1 protein-coding gene is annotated in these 252 nt (G+C 47.2%); it reads left to right on the top strand.

Annotated features, from left to right (window positions below; all coding sequences use genetic code 11):
• Positions 1-252, top strand: a 252-nt coding sequence (locus KGF50_RS22145) for a hypothetical protein (protein ID WP_227850023.1), incomplete at both ends; no start/stop codon positions are given.

Genomic DNA, 252 nt, shown 5'->3' with positions numbered 1-252 from the left:
CATGTAGGTTGCAGAGGTCATGAAGGATTTGCGCCAAGGGGATTCGAAGGAGGCTATGAGCGTAGAGATTACAGAGGCCATGAAGGGTTTTCACCAAGAGGATATGAAGGAAGTTATGAACATGCAGGTTGCAGAGGCCATGAAGGATTTGCGCCAAGGGGATTCGAAGGAGGCCATGAGCGTAGAGATTACAGAGGTCATGAAGAGTTTTCACCAAGAGGATATGAAGGAAGTTATGAACATGCAAGTTGC

Origin of the sequence: Clostridioides sp. ZZV15-6598, from assembly GCF_020657705.1 — a bacterium.
In the GTDB taxonomy this organism is placed as follows: domain Bacteria; phylum Bacillota; class Clostridia; order Peptostreptococcales; family Peptostreptococcaceae; genus Clostridioides; species Clostridioides difficile_F.
This window is presented reverse-complemented; position numbering and strand designations above follow the sequence as displayed.